This window comes from Salmonella enterica subsp. arizonae (genome assembly GCF_008692845.1).
Classification (GTDB): domain Bacteria; phylum Pseudomonadota; class Gammaproteobacteria; order Enterobacterales; family Enterobacteriaceae; genus Salmonella; species Salmonella arizonae.
Window position 1 is genome coordinate 267,764 of the sequence record NZ_VXJW01000005.1, and the last position, 18,098, is coordinate 285,861.

The 18,098-nt window shown below is 52.5% G+C and carries 15 protein-coding genes and 2 pseudogenes; 11 read left to right on the top strand and 6 right to left on the bottom strand.

Going from position 1 to position 18,098, the window contains the following annotated elements; translation table 11 throughout:
- Positions 1–56 precede the first annotated feature (56 nt).
- The 5 genes and pseudogenes from yacL to F4V61_RS12080 all read left to right on the top strand — a co-directional run.
- Positions 57–419 carry a protein YacL gene (yacL, locus tag F4V61_RS12060; protein ID WP_000384315.1) on the top strand — a complete coding sequence of 121 codons (363 nt, stop codon included), beginning with the start codon at positions 57–59 and terminating at the stop codon, positions 417–419.
- Positions 420–494: 75 nt separating this feature from the next.
- Entirely contained in the window at positions 495–1,592 is a 1,098-nt protein-coding gene (locus F4V61_RS12065; RefSeq protein WP_282958759.1) for a LacI family DNA-binding transcriptional regulator, read from the top strand.
- A 155-nt stretch (positions 1,593–1,747) separates the two neighbouring features.
- The gene (locus F4V61_RS12070; RefSeq protein WP_080161258.1) at positions 1,748–4,825 is read left to right on the top strand and encodes a beta-galactosidase; all 3,078 of its coding nucleotides are present in this window, start codon (positions 1,748–1,750) and stop codon (positions 4,823–4,825) included.
- 53 nt (positions 4,826–4,878) lie between these two features.
- A pseudogene (locus F4V61_RS12075) lies at positions 4,879–5,585 on the top strand (oligosaccharide MFS transporter); the annotation flags it as partial.
- A 4-nt stretch (positions 5,586–5,589) separates the two neighbouring features.
- Positions 5,590–5,805: pseudogene (locus F4V61_RS12080) on the top strand (DapH/DapD/GlmU-related protein); the annotation flags it as partial.
- A 55-nt stretch (positions 5,806–5,860) separates the two neighbouring features.
- On the opposite strand, the gene speD reads toward F4V61_RS12080, so the two are convergent.
- The 3 genes from speD to F4V61_RS12095 all read right to left on the bottom strand — a co-directional run bounded on the left by speD (position 5,861) and on the right by F4V61_RS12095 (position 8,111).
- Entirely contained in the window at positions 5,861–6,655 is a 795-nt protein-coding gene (gene speD / locus F4V61_RS12085) for an adenosylmethionine decarboxylase (RefSeq protein ID WP_000734281.1), read from the bottom strand.
- 20 nt (positions 6,656–6,675) lie between these two features.
- Positions 6,676–7,536, bottom strand: coding sequence for a polyamine aminopropyltransferase (speE, locus tag F4V61_RS12090; RefSeq protein WP_038396944.1), 861 nt, complete (start codon positions 7,534–7,536; stop codon positions 6,676–6,678).
- Positions 7,537–7,763: 227 nt separating this feature from the next.
- On the bottom strand, positions 7,764–8,111 hold the full coding sequence (locus F4V61_RS12095; protein WP_000781543.1) for a YacC family pilotin-like protein: 348 nt from the start codon (positions 8,109–8,111) through the stop codon (positions 7,764–7,766).
- 200 nt (positions 8,112–8,311) lie between these two features.
- Between F4V61_RS12095 and cueO the strand changes: the two genes are divergently transcribed.
- Positions 8,312–9,922 carry a multicopper oxidase CueO gene (gene cueO, locus F4V61_RS12100; RefSeq protein ID WP_058344671.1) on the top strand — a complete coding sequence of 537 codons (1,611 nt, stop codon included), beginning with the start codon at positions 8,312–8,314 and terminating at the stop codon, positions 9,920–9,922.
- 77 nt (positions 9,923–9,999) lie between these two features.
- Here cueO and F4V61_RS12105 read toward each other — a convergent pair whose 3' ends face one another.
- The gene (locus tag F4V61_RS12105; protein WP_079835804.1) at positions 10,000–12,393 is read right to left on the bottom strand and encodes a glucose/quinate/shikimate family membrane-bound PQQ-dependent dehydrogenase; all 2,394 of its coding nucleotides are present in this window, start codon (positions 12,391–12,393) and stop codon (positions 10,000–10,002) included.
- A gap of 205 nt (positions 12,394–12,598) precedes the next feature.
- Between F4V61_RS12105 and hpt the strand changes: the two genes are divergently transcribed.
- Positions 12,599–13,135 (top strand): hypoxanthine phosphoribosyltransferase, encoded by a 537-nt coding sequence (gene hpt / locus F4V61_RS12110; protein WP_000683337.1) that lies wholly within the window; start codon positions 12,599–12,601, stop codon positions 13,133–13,135.
- A gap of 76 nt (positions 13,136–13,211) precedes the next feature.
- On the opposite strand, the gene can is transcribed toward hpt, so the two are convergent.
- Positions 13,212–13,874 carry a carbonate dehydratase gene (gene can, locus F4V61_RS12115; protein ID WP_012210524.1) on the bottom strand — a complete coding sequence of 221 codons (663 nt, stop codon included), beginning with the start codon at positions 13,872–13,874 and terminating at the stop codon, positions 13,212–13,214.
- 108 nt (positions 13,875–13,982) lie between these two features.
- On the opposite strand from can, the gene F4V61_RS12120 reads away from it, so the two are divergent.
- From F4V61_RS12120 to F4V61_RS12135, 4 genes are all read left to right on the top strand, one after another.
- Entirely contained in the window at positions 13,983–14,909 is a 927-nt protein-coding gene (locus F4V61_RS12120) for an ABC transporter ATP-binding protein (protein ID WP_000150647.1), read from the top strand.
- Positions 14,906–15,676: an ABC transporter permease gene (locus F4V61_RS12125; protein WP_000983421.1), complete on the top strand. Its 771-nt coding sequence runs from the start codon at positions 14,906–14,908 to the stop codon at positions 15,674–15,676. Before F4V61_RS12120 ends, F4V61_RS12125 begins: the two co-directional genes overlap by 4 nt.
- A 104-nt stretch (positions 15,677–15,780) precedes the next feature.
- Positions 15,781–16,221, top strand: coding sequence for a PTS sugar transporter subunit IIA (locus tag F4V61_RS12130; RefSeq protein WP_079799284.1), 441 nt, complete (start codon positions 15,781–15,783; stop codon positions 16,219–16,221).
- A 60-nt stretch (positions 16,222–16,281) separates the two neighbouring features.
- The gene (locus F4V61_RS12135) at positions 16,282–17,511 is read left to right on the top strand and encodes a polysaccharide deacetylase family protein (protein ID WP_080161256.1); all 1,230 of its coding nucleotides are present in this window, start codon (positions 16,282–16,284) and stop codon (positions 17,509–17,511) included.
- A gap of 5 nt (positions 17,512–17,516) precedes the next feature.
- Here the strand turns inward: F4V61_RS12135 and panD are convergent, their stop codons facing one another.
- Positions 17,517–17,897: an aspartate 1-decarboxylase gene (gene panD, locus F4V61_RS12140; protein WP_000621524.1), complete on the bottom strand. Its 381-nt coding sequence runs from the start codon at positions 17,895–17,897 to the stop codon at positions 17,517–17,519.
- Positions 17,898–18,098 lie beyond the last annotated feature (201 nt).

Here is an 18,098-nt window from a genome sequence, read left to right on the forward strand (position 1 = left end):
TTTTTCTTTTCCGGTGCTGCGATAATGATGGTAAGGGCTTTGCAGAGGAACACATTATGGATTACGAATTTCTGCGCGATGTGACCGGACGGGTTTTGGTACGTATGTCAATGGGGCACGAAGTGGTCGGCCACTGGTTTAATGAAGAGGTAAAAGAGAACCTGGCCTTACTGGATGAAGTAGAACAAGCCGCGCTTACGGTCAAAGGCAGTGAACGTTCCTGGCAACGAGCAGGGCATGAATACACGCTCTGGATGGATGGCGAAGAAGTGATGATTCGCGCCAATCAACTGGATTTTTCCGGCGATGAGATGGAAGAGGGGATGAGTTATTACGATGAAGAGAGTTTATCCCTGTGCGGCGTGGAGGATTTTCTGCGGGTCGTCGTCGCGTACCGCAATTTTATGCAGCAGAAATAAGCGTTGACCACTACAGGTGGGGGAATTCTCCTTGCGGAGGAAAAGCCCTGAAGGGTGTGGCATGATAGCGCAAGGATAAATGAATTCAGGGTATTGAATGTGAAACCAGTCACGCTCTACGACGTTGCAAATCATGCCGGTGTTTCCTATCAGACGGTTTCTCGTGTGGTTAATCAGGCCAGCCACGTTTCGGCGAAAACGCGCGAGAAAGTGGAAGCCGCGATGGCGGAGCTTAATTACATTCCCAACCATGCAGCTCAACAGTTGGCGGGTAAACGCGTCCCGTTGATTGGTGTCGCGACCGCTAATCTGGCACTACACGCGCCGTCGCAGATTGTCGCCGCCATTAAATCCCGTGCGGATCAGGCGGGAGCCAGCGTGGTGATTGCGATGGTGGAGCGCAATGGCGTAGAAGCGTGTAAAATCGCAGTTCACAATCTACTGGCGCGGCGTGTTACCGGGATTATTATTAACTTTCCTCTGGAAGAAGACGCGGCGCTGGAGGTGGTCTCCGCAGCGGGCAACGTGCCGGTACTTTTTCTGGACGTTTCTGAACAGACCCCTGTCAACAGTATTGTTTTTTCCCACGATGAGGGGGCGAGGCTGGGCGCTGAGCATCTGGTGGCGCATGGGCATCAGCGCATCGCGTTGCTGGCTGGCCCTGCGTCATCCGTCTCTGCGCGCCTGCGGCTTGCGGACTGGCGTAAGCATCTCCAGCATCGCCAGATTACCCCCGTCGCTGTACTTGAGGGCGACTGGAGCGCGATGTCCGGTTTCCAGCAAACGCAACAGATGCTGAACAGCGGGATTATCCCAACGGCGATGTTGATCGCTAACGACCAAATGGCGTTGGGTGTCATGCGCGCCATTACCGAATTCGGCCTGAGAGTGGCGACGGATATTTCCCTTATTGGCTATGACGATACGGAAGACAGTTCCTGCTACATTCCCCCATTGACTACAATCAGACAGGATTTCGCCCAACTGGGCCGGGGGAGCGTCGATCGTATTTTACAGATTGCCGCAGGCGACTCGGTTTCGCAGAGTCAACGGTTGCCCGTCACGTTGATTGAACGCAAAACCGTATGCGCGCCGCAAACCGATCGCGCCTCGCCTCAAGCGTTGGCGGAAGCGTTAATGCAGTTGGCGCGGCAGATTTCACGCTTGTCGTAAAGTGTGCTCTGTATTTGCTGGCTTATCGTGTTAATAACGAATTAGTTTGAGCCAGCTCACCAAACGTTAACCTCATCCTTTACCTAAATTGTTATTTCGCAGTATACCTTCAAAAAAAATGTGAGCGAGTAACAATTTTGCGGAAGGATATGATAATGACACCAGAACGTGATTCACTGGCCGCCGTGTTAGCCCGCCGGGATTGGGAAAACCCTGCGGTGACACAGCTTAACAGGCTGGCCGCGCATCCGCCGTTTTGTAGCTGGCGCAAGGCAGACGATGCGCAGCGTAACCAATATGCGGCGCAGATACGCAGTCTGAACGGCGTCTGGAAATTTGCCTGGTTCTTCTCGCCGCAAGCAGTGCCGGAGAACTGGCGTCTTGAAGATCTTACGGAGGCTGGCACCATTAACGTGCCGTCGAACTGGCAGATGTACGGTTATGACTCGCCGATCTATTCCAACATTACCTATCCCTTCCCGGTTAATCCTCCCTATGTTCCGGCAGAAAACCCCACTGGATGTTATTCGCTCACATTTTGCGTGGATGATGACTGGCTGACTGAAGGCCAAACGCGCATCATTTTTGACGGCGTAAACTCTGCGTTTCATCTGTGGTGTAACGGTCGCTGGGTCGGCTATGGTCAGGACAGCCGGCTGCCGTCTGAATTTGACCTGAGTGAATATTTACAGGTGGGTGAAAATCGCCTGGCGGTACTGGTGCTGCGCTGGAGCGACGGTAGCTATCTTGAAGACCAGGATATGTGGCGGATGAGCGGCATTTTCCGCGATGTTTCCCTGCTGCATAAGCCGACGACGCAGATTACGGATTTCCACCTCCATACTCATCTGAATGACGACTTTACCCAGGCGGTGCTTGAGGCGGAAGTTCGACTGGCTGGCGGCGTGAACGACGATTTGCAGCTCGTGCTTCATCTCTGGCAGGGAGAAACGCTGGCGGGAGAGGCCCGCGCCACGCCGGGAAGTGAAATTATTGACGAGCGCGGCGGCTACGATGACCGCGCCACGCTACGCCTCAATATCAATCGTCCGGCGCTGTGGAGCGCGGAAACGCCTAATCTGTATCGGGCGGTGATCCAATTGCGTACCGCCGATGGCGAGCTGATTGAAGCGGAAGCGTGTGACGTTGGCTTCCGCCAGGTCCGCATCGATAAGGGGCTGTTACTGCTAAATGGTAAACCGCTGCTGATCCGTGGGACCAATCGGCATGAGCATCACCCTGAGCGCGGCCAGGTGATGGATTACGATACTATGGTGCAGGATATTTTGCTGATGAAGCAGAATAACTTTAATGCCGTACGCTGCTCGCATTACCCCAATCATCCGCAGTGGTACGCCCTATGTGACCGCTATGGTCTGTACGTGGTGGATGAAGCCAACATTGAAACCCACGGTATGACGCCGATGAATCGCCTGAGCGATGACCCGGACTGGCTACCCGCCATGAGTCAGCGTGTGACGCGCATGGTGCAGCGCGATCGCAACCATCCGAGCATTATCATCTGGTCGTTGGGCAATGAATCCGGGTATGGGGCTAACCATGACGCGCTTTACCGCTGGCTGAAAGCGGAAGATCCTTCTCGCCCGGTGCAGTATGAGGGCGGCGGCGCGGACACCGCCGCGACGGATATTATCTGCCCGATGTATGCGCGCGTTGATCAGGATCAGCCCTTCCCGGCTGTGCCAAAATGGTCAATCAAGAAGTGGCTCTCGCTGCCCGGCGAGCAGCGTCCGCTCATTCTCTGCGAATATGCGCATGCGATGGGCAACAGCTTTGGCGGCTTTGCCAAATACTGGCAGGCGTTTCGTCAGTATCCGCGCCTGCAGGGGGGCTTTGTCTGGGACTGGGTAGATCAGTCGTTGATTAAATATGACGCGGACGGCAAACCGTGGTCTGCCTACGGCGGGGATTTTGGCGATACGCCCAACGATCGTCAGTTCTGCATGAACGGGATGGTCTTTGCCGATCGCACGCCGCATCCGGCGCTGTATGAAGCGAAACACGTGCAGCAATTTTTCCAGTTTCGTTTGCTGCCGGGCGAAGAACGCCGCATTGAAGTACAGAGCGAATATCTGTTCCGCCACAGTGATAACGAGATCCTGCGCTGGATGCTGGCGCAGGAGGGCAATCAGTTGGCCAGTGGTGAAGTTGTGCTGGATATCGCCCCACAGGGGAGACAAATTATCCTGCTACCTGCATTCCCGCAGCCGGAAACCGCAGGGCAGCTTTGGCTGACGGTACGCGTTGAGCAACCGCTGGCGACAAGCTGGTCGGAGGCCGGGCATATCAGCGCCTGGCAACAGTGGCCGTTGGAAGAAAAGCTCTGCGTATCGAAACCCACTCGCGCCAGCGTTGCGCCCGTCCTGACGATGCGTGACGGCGAATTCTGCGTCACGCAAGGTAATTTGCGTTGGCAGTTCTGCCGTCAGCAGGGCTGGCTTACACAGTTCTGGCGGGATGATGAAGCGCAATTGCTGACCCCGCTTATCGATCAATTCACCCGTGCGCCGCTTGATAACGATATTGGCGTCAGTGAAGCGACACGCATTGACCCCAATGCCTGGGTGGAGCGTTGGAAGGCGGCAGGACATTACTGCGCGGAGCCAGCGCTGTTGCTGTGTGATGCAGACGAGCTGGCGGATGCGGTGCTGATAACCACCGCGCATGCCTGGCAATATCAGGGGGCAACGCTGTTTATCAGCCGCAAAACCTACCGGATTGATGATCATGGCGAAATGCAGATCGACATCGGGGTGGAGGTTGCCAGTGGAATGCCGTACCCGGCGCGGATTGGCTTGAGCTGTCAACTTGCGCAGGTGAATGAAAGGGTGGAGTGGCTGGGGCTGGGGCCGCATGAGAATTATCCGGATCGCCTGAGCAGCGCTTGTTTTGATCGCTGGAATCTCCCGCTGGATGCGATGTATACGCCGTATGTCTTCCCGACTGAAAACGGCCTGCGTTGCGGTACTCGCCAGTTGCGTTATGGCGCGCACCAGTGGAGCGGCGATTTTCAGTTCAATATTAGCCGCTACAGCCAGCGGCAACTGATGGAAACCAGCCACCGTCATTTATTGCAGGCAGAAGCAGGCGTCTGGCTCAATATCGATGGTTATCATATGGGAGTGGGCGGGGATGATTCATGGAGCCCGTCGGTATCGCCGGAATTTCAACTGAGCGCCCGGCATTACCACTACCAGATCGCATGGAAATAAAATACATCGTCGGGCAGATTGATCCTGCCCGTTTTTAATGCAAGGAAATCCATATGTATTACCTGAAGAATACAAATTTCTGGATGTTCAGCTTTTTCTTCTTTTTCTATTTTTTCATTATGGGCGCTTATTTTCCTTTTTTTCCAATCTGGTTACATGATATTAACCATATCAGTAAAGGGGGGCCGGAATTATTTTGGCCTGTATTTCTCTCTTTTCGCTGCTTTTCCAGCCGGCTTTCGGGCTAATGTCCGATAAGCTTGGTTTACGCAAACATTTACTGTAGGTCATTACTGGCATGCTAGTTATGTTTGCCCCGTTCTTTATTTATGTTTTTGGGCCGCTGTTACAGTTTAATATTCTACTGGGCTCCATCGTCGGTGGGGTCTATCTTGGATTTATCTACAATGCTGGTGCTCCGGCGATTGAAGCCTATATCGAAAAAGCGAACCGACGCAGCCATTTTGAATTTGGCCGTGCGCGTATGTTCGGCTGTGGAGGCTGGGCGCTCTGCGCTTCCATGGTTGGCGTGATGTTTACCATTAATAATGAGTTTGTCTTTTGGCTGGGGTCGGGATGTGCGTTGATCCTTGCGCTGCTGCTCTTTTTCTCTCGTACCGACTCTAGTTCATCAGCCGTAGTCGCGGATGCGCCAGGAGCCAATTCATCGCCGTTTAGCCTGAAGCTGGCGCTGGAACTGTTTAAACAGCCTAAACTGTGGTTCCTGTCGCTATATGTGGTGGGCGTCTCTTGTACCCACGTAGGGCGAAATGTTCTCTTTTCCCGTTACGATTGGCAGCCAGGTCGTGATTAATCCCGGCGTAACGATTGGTGATAATTCGGTAATTGGTGCCGGTAGCGTCGTAACAAAAGATATTCCGCCAGATGTGGTCGCCGCTGGGGTTCCCTGTCGTGTACTACGTAAAATTACGCAGCGGGATAAGGAATATTATTATCGTGATTTAAAAATCGGACCCTGACTCTATTTTTGGGCTTTTGCAGCAAAAACCGGAGCTTCCTTGCTCCGGTATTAATTTACACGGCTGGCATATTGCGGCCGTAGTAAATTTCGCGCATCTCTTTCCACAGCGCGGCGGTGATCTCCTGACGTTCGGTTTCAGTAAGATCTTCCGGTTTGGTGTGAAACATGTAGTGTTTCAGGTCGAACTCTTTGAGCAACATCTTGGTATGAAATATGTTTTCCTGATACACGTTCACATCCACCATGTCATACAGCGATTTCATATCTTCCGACATAAAATTCTGAATGGAATTGATCTCATGGTCGATAAAGTGCTTCATGCCGTTGACGTCGCGCGTAAAGCCGCGCACGCGGTAATCGATGGTGACAATATCGGACTCTAATTGGTGGATCAGATAATTGAGCGCTTTTAGCGGTGAAATCACGCCGCAGGTTGACACTTCTATGTCGGCACGGAAGGTGCAAAGCCCGCCTTCCGGATGGCTTTCCGGATAGGTATGCACGCAGATATGGCTCTTATCGAGGTGCGCCACCACCGTTTCCGGCAGCGGGCCGGGATGTTCGGTTTGGTCGATAAGTTTCGGGTCCATCGGCTCTTCGCTCACCAGAATCGTGACGCTGGCACCCTGGGGTTCATAATCCTGACGGGCAATGTTCAGGATGTTCGCGCCGATAATGGAGCAGGTTTCCGACAGGATCTCGGTCAGTCGGTTGGCGTTATAGAGTTCGTCGATATAGGCGATATAGCCATCACGCTCTTCTGCGGTTTTGGCGTAGCAGATATCGTAAATACAAAAACTCAGGCTTTTCGTCAGATTGTTAAAGCCATGCAGTTTCAGCTTTTTCAATTTTTATCACCTCCTTAGCGTCACTGTGCGGACAGTGCGTCATGTAGATATTGCGGCAGCGCAAATGCAGCGGCATGAATAGCCGGGTTGTAATAGCGACATTTGAGGCCGGCGGCATGAAAACGCGCCTGAATAGTTTCACTCGACAGGTGGCGAAGGGCGTCGTTGTCCGTCGCCCAGGCGAAAGTCATGATGCCGCCGTAATAAGTTGGAATCGCCGCCTGGTAGAAGCTGACATCGCTGAAGTAATGACTCAGCTTGCGGTGGCTGTCGAGCGCTTCATCCTGTTGCAGGAAGCATACGCCATTCTGGGCGACAAAAATCCCGCCTGGATTCAGGCAGCGCTTACAGCCTTCATAAAAGGCGGAGGTAAACAGGCTTTCGCCGGGGCCGATTGGATCGGTACAGTCGGAGATAATCACATCAAAAGTCTGGTGGGTCTGATTGACGAAATTCACGCCATCGTCGATCACCAGAGTAAAGCGCGGATCGTCGTAGCTGCCCGCATTGTGGTTAGGCAAATATTGACGACAAAATGAAACCACGCCGGCGTCAATCTCTACCATGGTAATGGTTTCAACGTTTTTATGCCGGGTGACTTCACGCAGCATCGCGCCGTCGCCGCCGCCGATAATCAGAACATGTTTCGCATGACCGTGCGCCAGCAGCGGGACGTGGGTCATCATTTCATGATAAATAAACTCGTCGCGTTCGGTGGTCTGTACCACGCCGTCCAGCGCCATCACGCGGCCAAAGGCGGCGTTTTCAAAGATGATCAAATCCTGGTGATCGGTTTTTTCATGATACAGAACGTTGTCTACGGCAAAGTACTGACCAAACTGGTCGTGTAGCGTTTCGTGCCACATCGTATTTTCGGCCATTGGCTGATACCTCCATTGTTAACACCCGTAAAAAAAGGGCGCGACATCATAGCTAACAATGACCGTAGATGCACGGTCATTATTTCAGCAATATCTCCTCGTCATACTGCAAAATGCAGGTGCATTGGCTTTACTCGCTCACCCCGGGCACTTACAGATGTCCAGGGGATTCGCTGCGTCGCCGCTTTTCTGTAACCTGGATTATGTAGAGTATAGAGAGCGGAGGATTATTTAACGTAGGCTAACAGGCTCAGGGAATCGCGGGCCAGCGCTTTGCATTTTTTAGCGACGGGAATACCGATACCGCTAAGATCGCGGTAGCTGTCTTCACCCAGAGATTTCATATCGAAGGTATCGTAGTTACTAAGGTCCCACTGATTTTGCTGGGCAAAAAAAACCAGCGCGCGCCGAATCTGACTGTTAGGTAAGTTTTGATAACCACAGTCATTTTTCAGAAAAACGAAAACCGCCGTTAAATCGGCCATATCTTCAGCTTCGGACTCAGTAAGCGCATAGCTATTCGCGCATAAGGCCATTAGGCTGCCAAACAACACGGGTCTGAAAAACATCTTCATTGCTTCTACCACAGCATCAGGGAAAGTCAACGTTAGCATACTGCGGACGTAGCGACGACTTTTATTATTGGAATTGGCTGCGGCTTTTTCATCTTGTTGTCTTGCTGTCAGGAATGGTAAAGACGCGTCGCTGGCTTGACCTTCCCGTTAGGGGAGGGTCTAAGCTTAGACACCCGCCTGTTCATTATAAGGAAATGATTATGTTACGCCGTGATTTCTTAAAATATTCAGTGGCGTTGGGGGTTGCATCAGCGCTGCCGCTATGGAGCCGCGCCGCTTTTGCCGCCGAACGCCCCGCGTTACCTATTCCTGAGCTGTTAACGGCAGATGCGAGCAACCGTATGCAGTTAATTGTTAAAGCCGGTCAGTCGACCTTCGCCGGTAAAAACGCGACGACCTGGGGCTACAATGGGAATTTGCTGGGGCCGGCGGTACAGCTTCACAAAGGAAAAAGCGTAACTGTTGATATCTATAACCAACTGGCCGAAGACACGACGCTTCACTGGCATGGTCTGGAGATTCCGGGCGTTGTCGACGGCGGCCCGCAGGGGATTATTCCCGCTGGCGGAACCCGCACGGTGACGTTTACGCCGGAGCAACGCGCCGCGACCTGCTGGATCCATCCGCATAAACATGGCAAAACCGGGCGCCAAGTGGCGATGGGACTTGCCGGACTGGTGCTGATCGAAGATGACGAGATTCGCAAATTGCGCCTGCCGAAACAGTGGGGCATCGACGATGTGCCGGTGATTATTCAGGATAAGCGCTTCTCCGCCGATGGTCAGATTGATTATCAACTGGATATCATGACCGCCGCCGTCGGCTGGTTTGGCGATACGCTTTTGACCAATGGCGCTATCTACCCGCAGCATTCCGCGCCAAAAGGCTGGTTACGCCTGCGCTTGCTGAATGGTTGTAACGCGCGTTCGCTGAATATCGCCGCCAGCGATCGTCGCCTGCTTTATGTGATCGCCAGCGATGGCGGCCTGCTGGCGGAGCCGGTGAAAGTCACCGAGTTGCCGTTATTAATGGGCGAGCGTTTTGAAGTGCTGGTGGATATCAGCGACGGGAAAGCCTTTGATCTGGTGACGCTGCCGGTCAGCCAGATGGGAATGGCGATCGCTCCGTTTGATAAACCGCATCCGGTGATGCGTATCCAGCCGCTGCGGATTACCGCCTCCGGTACGCTGCCGGATACGTTGACGACGATGCCGGCGTTGCCGTCGCTGGAAGGGCTGACGGTGCGCAACCTGAAACTGTCGATGGACCCGCGCCTTGATATGATGGGGATGCAAATGCTGATGAAAAAATATGGCGCTCAGGCGATGAGCGGCATGGATCATGACAGCATGAACGCGCATATGCAGGGCGGCAATATGGGGCATGGCGAGAGGGATCACAGCAACATGAACCATGGCGGGATGAATCATAGTTCGATGGGTAATATGAATCACGGCGGAAAATTCGACTTCCATAATGCCAACTTTATCAACGGGCAGGTATTCGATATGAACAAACCCATGTTCGCGGCGCAAAAAGGTCGCCATGAACGTTGGGTTATTTCCGGCGTGGGCGATATGATGCTGCATCCTTTCCATATTCACGGCACGCAGTTCCGTATTTTGTCAGAGAATGGTAAAGCGCCGGCGGCCCACAGAACGGGCTGGAAGGATACGGTACGCGTTGAAGGCGGTATCAGCGAAGTGCTGGTCAAGTTCGATCACGACGCGCCGAAGGAACATGCCTATATGGCGCACTGTCATCTGTTAGAACATGAAGATACGGGAATGATGTTAGGATTTACGGTCTAATCGATGTCTCCGACGCAGGCCGGGTAAGGCGAAGCCGCCACCCGGCATAATGCCCGGCATGCGCCGGGCATTAATGGTTATTTCGCGTCGTCAGGCAAAGCATAGGCCACGATATAGTCGCCCATCTTCGTACCAAACGAACCGTGGCCTCCGGCAGAAACGACCACGTACTGCTTACCGTTTACCTCATAGGTCATCGGCGTTGCCTGGCCTCCGGCGGGTAAACGTCCCTGCCACAGTTTTTCCCCGTTGCTCATGTTATAAGCGCGCAGATAATTGTCGGCGGTCGCGGCGATAAACAGCACGTTACCGGCGGTTGAGATTGGCCCGCCCAGCATTGGCATCCCCATGTTGAACGGCACCGGAACCGGCATCGGGAACGGCATACTGTCGCGCGGCGTCCCTATGCGTTTCTTCCACACGATTTCATTGGTCTTCAGATCCAACGCGGAAATATAGCCCCAGGCCGGTTGTTTACACGGCAGGCCAAACGGCGAAAGGAACGGATTCAGCGTGACGCCGAACGGTACGCCGTACTGTGGCTGAATACCCGCTTCTGTACCGGTGCCTTTTGCGTCTTTCGGCGGTTCCATCGGGTTGCCCGGCCCGCGGGGAATCAGTCTGGAGACAAACGGCAGCGCCATCGGGTTAGCGATAGCGACCTGACGGTCCGGATCGACGGAAATACCGCCCCATTCAAACATCCCCAGGTTGCCAGGGAATACCAGCGTGCCCTGCTCGGACGGCGGGGTGAAGATACCTTCATAGCGTAACTGGTGGAACATGACGCGGCACACCAGTTGGTCGAACATGGTCGCGCCCCACATATCTGCGCCGGAGAGATCTTTTTTCGGGCGGAATGTTAAATCAGAGAACGGCTGGGTTTTGGCGACATAATCGCCTTTTGCCGCGCCTTGCGGTACTGGTGTTTCCGGGGCGGGCACGATCAGTTCGCCATTACGTCTGTCCAGCACAAAGATATTACCGGTTTTAGCTGGCGCATAGATAACCGGAACGGTTTTACCGTCAACGGTAATATCCGCCAGCGTCGGCTGTGCCGGCAGGTCCATATCCCACAGATCGTGATGGACGGTCTGATAACTCCAGGCCAGTTTCCCGGTACTGGCATTCAGCGCCAGGATGGAGCTAGCATAACGCTCCTGCTCCGGCGTGCGATTACCGCCCCAGATATCCGGCGTGGTCACACCCATCGGCAGATAGACCAGATCCAGTTTCGCATCATAGGCGGCAGGCGCCCATGAGTTCGGCGAGTTAAAGGTAAAAGAGTGCTCATCGGACGGAATAGCGTTCGGATCTTTCGCTCCCGGATCGAAAGCCCACATCAGTTTGCCGGTATTCACATCAAAACCACGGATAACGCCGGACGTTTCACGGGTGGAGAAGTTATCCGTGACCGAACCGGCAATGACGATGGTTTTATCGGTGATAATCGGCGGAGACGTCGGTTCATACAGCCCCGGCGTGGTATCCGGCATATTGGTTTGCAGATTCAGGACGCCTTTGTTGGCGAAGGTTTCACACAGCTTGCCGGTTTCGGCATTCACCGCGAAAAGGCGACCGTCATTGACCGGGAGGATAATGCGGCGCGGACAGTCGGCGATGACCTCCGGCGAGGCGGTATCCGCTTTGGCTTCATGATAAGAGACGCCGCGGCAGGTGACGTGCTGGAAGGACTCATTGGTCTTCAACTGGGGATCAAAATGCCACTTCTCTTTACCGTTGGCGGCGTCCAGCGCGAACAGACGCTGGTGAGCCGTACACAGGTAGAGCGTATCGCCGACTTTAATCGGGGTGACTTCATTGGTGATTTCGCCCGGATCGTTTGGTTGTTTCAGATCGCCGGTGCGGAAGACCCACGCTTCTTTCAGTTGGTGAACGTTATCCGCATTGATCTGTTTCAGCGGCGAGTAGCGTTGACCTTCCTGATTACGTCCATAGGCTGGCCAGTCCTCGTCGGCGATCGGCGAGCTTGTTTCGGCAGCAGGTGTGGCGTCGGCGCGAAGCGTACCGTTGATCTCCTGCGGGTCGTTGAAGCCAGCCCAGGTCAGAATGCCGCCGCTAATCAGCAGCGCCACGACCAGCGCCCCCACTGCGCCGCGGGAAGGAACCACCAGTCGATGCCAGACAAACGGCAATATTAGCCAGATGCCGAAAAATACCAGGATATCGCTACGCGGCGTGAGCGCCCAGAAGTCGAACCCGACTTCCCATACGCCCCAAATCATTGTCGCCAGCAGCAGGGCGGCATATAGCCACAGCGCAGCGCGTTTACTACGCCATAGCAACCCGGCCACGGCTAGCATCACGACGCCCACGATGGGGTAGTACCAGGAACCGCCGATGGCGACCAGCCAGACACCTCCGATAAGAAGATACAGCCCGCAAAGCGCTGCGAAGAGGGCCGTCAGCGTCACGAGTAATCGTGGCGATCGTGCGTTATTTTCTGCCATAAAAAGACACCATCCCAAATTGTTAATTTTTTAGTAGCAATTAAGTATAGGAATTAACATGTGTGATCGTCATCACAAAATGAGCTTTCTTATCAAATGCCGCGAATGAATTCGTTTACTGGTATACTGCGTGCCTTGCGCGTCAATGCGGCGTTATTGTCAACCGGCATTGAGTGATTTGTTTTTAAATCATATGGTTATAAAGATGAAACATACTGTAGAAGTCATGATCCCCGAAGCGGAGATCAAAGCACGTATTGCCGAACTGGGTCGTCAGATTACCGAACGTTATAAAGACAGCGGCAGTGAAATGGTGCTGGTTGGTCTGTTGCGTGGCTCATTTATGTTTATGGCGGACCTGTGTCGTGAAGTTCAGATTCCTCATGAAGTCGATTTTATGACCGCCTCCAGTTATGGTAGCGGCATGTCTACCACCCGCGACGTGAAAATCCTGAAAGATCTGGATGAGGATATTCGTGGCAAAGACGTGCTGATTGTCGAAGATATTATTGATTCCGGTAATACGCTGTCGAAGGTCCGTGAAATCCTGGGCCTGCGCGAGCCGAAATCGCTGGCGATTTGTACGCTGCTGGATAAGCCATCTCGCCGTGAAGTGGATGTTCCGGTGGAGTTTATCGGCTTTTCTATCCCCGATGAGTTCGTTGTGGGTTACGGCATTGACTACGCCCAGCGTTACCGCCATCTACCGTATGTCGGTAAAGTGGTGCTGCTGGACGAGTAAGAACAGAAAGGCTGGGGAGCGTCGTGCTGTTGTAGGCCGGGCAAGCAAAGCGCCCCCGGCAACCCCGCCAGATGGCTTATTGATGGTTAATATATTTCAGACTTAGGGCGGAAATACCCTTATGGTAGCCGTTCTCCAGCGTTTCCCTGTTGGTGGCGGTGACGTCGAGATCGCGCAGCAGGCCGTCATTGATACTGTACGCCCAGCCGTGAATGGTCACATTCTGCCTGCGTTTCCACGCTGATTGCATAATGGTGGAATGTCCCAGGTTATAGACCTGCTCCATAACGTTCAATTCGTAGAGCGCGTCCAGACGTTGTTCTTCGGGCATTTTTCCCAATAGCGAGCTATGTTTAAGCCAGATGTCGCGGATATGCAGCAGCCAGTTGTTAATCAAACCCAGCTCAGGGTTTTCCACCGCAGCCTTGATACCGCCGCAACCGGAGTGGCCGCAAATGATAATATGCTCAACTTCCAGAACATCTACCGCATACTGAACCACGGAGAGGCAGTTCAGGTCGGTGTGAATAACCAGGTTAGCCACATTGCGATGAACAAATAATTCGCCCGGCTCAAGTCCGGTTAAACGTTCTGCGGGAACGCGGCTGTCGGAACATCCAATCCATAGAAAGCGTGGTTTTTGCGCTTGCGCCAGTTTCTCAAAAAATCCAGGGTCCTCTTCCACCAGCATTTTTGACCATAGTGCATTGTTGCTGATGAGTGTATCTATGTCTTTCATGGAGGTTAACGACCTGTAACCAAATAAGTGCGTTGGGCTAATATAGGGCAACTCCGTAATTATTTAAACCACATATAAAGTGTAAGAACGTAAAGTAAGTGAGAATTTATGACCATTGCGCTGGAACTTCAACAAGTTAAAAAAACTTATCCCGGCGGCGTTCAGGCGCTGCGCGGCATAGATTTACAGGTCGAAGCAGGGGATTTTTACGCGCTTCTGGGGCCAAATGGAGCAGGGAAATCAACCACCATCGGTATTATCAGCTCATTGGTTAACAAAACGTCAGGGCGTGTTAACGTTTTTGGTTACGACCTGGAAAAAGACGTGGTTAACGCCAAGCGACAGCTTGGGCTGGTACCGCAGGAGTTTAACTTTAATCCGTTTGAAACAGTGCAACAGATCGTGGTGAATCAGGCCGGTTATTACGGCGTGGAATATAAAGAGGCGGTATTACGCAGCGAAAAGTATTTAAAGCAGCTCGATCTGTGGGAAAAACGTAATGAACGCGCGCGGATGCTTTCCGGTGGGATGAAACGCCGCCTGATGATTGCCCGCGCGCTGATGCACGAGCCTAAGCTATTGATTCTCGACGAGCCAACGGCGGGCGTCGATATCGAACTGCGCCGCTCGATGTGGGGATTTCTGAAGGACTTAAACGCCAAAGGCACCACGATTATTCTTACCACTCACTATCTGGAAGAGGCGGAAATGCTGTGCCGCAATATTGGTATTATTCAGCACGGCGAGTTGGTGGAAAATACCTCAATGAAAAATCTGCTTTCAAAGCTGAAGTCGGAGACGTTTATTCTGGATTTAGCGCCAAAAAGCCCGCTACCTAAGCTGGCGGGTTATCAATATCGTCTGGTGGATACCTCGACTCTGGAAGTCGAAGTGTTACGCGAGCAGGGGATTAATAGCGTCTTTAGTCAACTGAGCGAGCAGGGAGTTCAGGTATTAAGTATGCGTAATAAAGCCAACCGTCTGGAAGAACTGTTTGTGTCGTTGGTGCATGAAAAACAAGGAGATCGGGCATGATGCAGCTTTACTGGGTTGCCCTTAAAAGCATTTGGGCGAAAGAGATCCACCGCTTTATGCGCATCTGGGTACAAACGCTGGTGCCGCCCGTCATCACCATGACGCTCTATTTTATTATTTTCGGCAACCTGATCGGTTCGCGCATCGGCGAAATGCATGGTTTTAGCTATATGCAATTTATTGTGCCGGGCCTGATTATGATGGCAGTCATTACCAACTCCTACGCCAATGTGGCATCGTCATTTTTTAGCGCCAAGTTTCAGCGTAATATTGAGGAACTACTGGTCGCGCCGGTACCGACGCATGTGATCATCGCCGGGTTTGTCGGCGGCGGCGTGGCGCGCGGACTGTGCGTGGGGATTCTGGTGACGGCGATTTCGCTCTTTTTCGTTCCTTTCCAGGTGTATTCCTGGATATTTGTCGCGCTAACGCTGATTCTGACCGCGATTTTGTTCTCGCTGGCTGGGTTGTTGAACGCCGTGTTTGCGAAAACCTTTGATGATATTAGCCTGATCCCAACCTTTGTGCTGACGCCGTTGACCTACCTCGGCGGGGTATTTTACTCGCTGACGCTGCTGCCGCCGTTCTGGCAAGGGTTGTCGCACCTGAACCCGATTGTCTACATGATAAGTGGTTTCCGTTATGGTTTCCTCGGTATCCATGATGTGCCGCTGGTGACGACGTTTGGCGTACTGGTGATCTTTATCGCCGCTTTCTACCTGCTTTGCTGGTCGCTGATCCAGCGCGGACGCGGTTTGCGTAGCTGATACGGTTCTCCTCTTCTCCTGGCGGGAAGAGGAGACTTTTGACGGCTGTCATCATTCTTAATTTATCACTCTGATAAACTACTTGTCTGCTAAGGAGGTAGGCTATGTTAGGTTGGGTGATAACCTGCCATGACGATCGCGCACAGGATATGCTTGATTGCCTGGAGAAAAAAAATGGTCCGCTGGCGCAATGCCGGGCGGTCAATTTTTGGCGCGGCCTGAGCTCGAATATGCTGAGCCGCATGATGTGTGATGCCCTCCATGCCACAGACTCCGGTGAAGGCGTGATATTTTTAACCGACATTGCCGGCGCGGCACCTTATCGTGTGGCGTCCTTGATGAGCCATAAACATTCTCAATGCGAAGTCATTTCAGGCGTCAGCTATTCATTAATGGAGGAAATGCTTCCGCTGCGGGAGTCGATGAGCAGTTCAGCATTTCGCGACCAGATTGTCGCGCTTGGCGCGCCGGATGTCACCAGCCTCTGGCATCAGCAGCAGAAAAATCCGCCTTTTGTATTGCTGCATGATTTGTATGAGTTTTGATCAATAACATTGGCGATGCTTTTGCTACAATAACGCGTTTTTTCGCCTCGGTTATGACATATGGTTATGCGCGTTGTTCTTATCTTGCTGTTCTTTTTCTCCGGCAATGTGTGTGCCGCGTTGCCCGCTCGTTATATGCAAACGACGAAAGACGCCGCCATTTGGTCGCAGATTGGCGACAAAATGGTGACGGTGGGGAATATCCACGCCGGACAAATTCTTTCCGTAAAGCCCATTGCGGTTGACTATTATGCCTTTAAATTCGGCTTTGGCGTGGGGTTTATCGATAAAGGTCATCTTGGGCCTGTGCAGGGGAAACAAAAGGTGGAAGATAGTCTGGGCGATCTTAACAAGCCGTTAATTAATCAGAATCTGGTGACCTGGAAGGATACGCCGGTGTATAACGCGCCGGACATCAGTAGCGCGCCGTTTGGCGTACTGGTGGATAATTTGCGTTACCCCATTATTAGTAAACTGACAGGCAGGCTACATCAAACCTGGTATCAGATCCGCATTGGCGACAGACTGGCGTATATCAGCGCTCTGGATGCGCAGGAAGACAACGGTATTCCGATTTTGACCTATCATCACATCTTACGTGATGAAGAGAATACCCGTTTTCGTCATACTTCCACCACGACTTCGGTTCGGGCATTCAGCAACCAAATGACCTGGCTTCGCGATCGTGGTTATGCCACGTTGACGATGTACCAACTGGAGGATTACCTTCATAACCGCGCTAATTTCCCGGCTCGCGCGGTGGTTATCACGTTTGACGATGGCCTCAAATCGGTAAGCCGCTATGCGTATCCGGTGTTGAAGCAATACGGTATGAAAGCGACGGCGTTTATTATCTCATCGCGTATTAAACGCCACCCGCAGAAATGGGTGCCGAAATCGCTACAATTTATGAGCGTTTCCGAGTTACGCAAGTTAAGCGATGTTTTTGATTTTCAGTCGCATACCCACTTTTTACACCGGGTAGACGGGTACAGGCACCCGATTTTATATAGCCGCAGCTACCACAATATTCTGTTTGATTTTGAACGTTCGCGACGGGCGTTGGTGCAGTTTAATCCTCACGTGCTTTATCTTTCGTATCCGTTTGGAGGCTATAACGCGACGGCGATCAAAGCGGCAAAAAATGCCGGGTTTCACCTGGCGGTGACAACGGTGAAAGGTAAGGTGAAGCCGGGGGATAATCCGTTCTTGTTAAAACGGTTGTATATTTTAAGAACGGATTCGCTGGAAACAATGTCGCGGCTGATTAGCAACCAGCCGCAGGGATAGCGTAATCAGGCAACCTGTACCGGAATGGCTTTTGCGGTGCGTTTCATTTCGTTGTCGCCTTCGAAGTAGGCAACGTTCGGGTGCCAGGTGCGCGCTTCTTCATCGCTCATGGTGACAAAGCTGGCAATAATGACAATATCACCCACGGAGGCGCAATGTGCCGCTGCCCCGTTAACGGAGATAATTTTAGAGCCACGCTCCGCCGCAATCGCATAGGTTGAGAAGCGCTTACCATTGGACACATTCCAGATATCAATGGCTTCGTTCTCCAGAATTCCGGCCGCGTCGAGAAAATCCTGGTCAATAGCGCAGGAACCCTCGTAATGCAGGTCAGCCTGGGTCACTTTGACGCGATGGAGCTTACCTTGTAACATTGTGCGAATCATAACGTCTACCTTTAACTCTTATCAATAACGAAGCAGGCGGCACCTGCTTTGAGAAAATTCTCAGGCAGTATTGCCCGATTTTTACGGGGTGTCTATACATCGCGTGTCGTTTCCTTCCATTGTTTATGCGCTATTTTCCAGAGTCGGCAGTAATTTTTTTATCTTATTGATTTTTATCATGATACGCCTCGTAAAAGTGGA